The 252-nt window shown below is 62.7% G+C and carries 1 protein-coding gene; it reads left to right on the top strand.

The genetic code is table 11. The annotated features are described in order from the left end of the window. Positions 1 to 15: 15 nt before the first annotated feature. The coding region (locus tag AC1RPR_RS08945) for an NAD(P)-binding domain-containing protein (RefSeq protein WP_481763596.1) at positions 16 to 252 on the top strand (237 nt) is incomplete at its 3' end.

Consider the following 252-nt stretch of genomic DNA (forward strand, 5'->3'; position numbering starts at 1 on the left):
GTCCGGTCCCGAAGCGTGGTTCTCGCACCAGGGGTGCGTTATGACCGCCTCGCCGCCTTAGCGCCGTATGAAACCTCCTCCGTGTTCTATGCGGCCACTCCAGTCGAAGCCCACATCTGCGGCAATGAGGAGGTCGCCGTCGTCGGCGGAGGGAACTCAGCGGGTCAAGCCGCCCTGTTCCTCGCGAGAACCTCCACAAACGTCCACCTGGTCATCCGACACGAAGACCTCAGTGAGAGCATGTCGCGTTAC

Source organism: Dellaglioa sp. CoH-57-MRSF-22, from assembly GCF_056781895.1.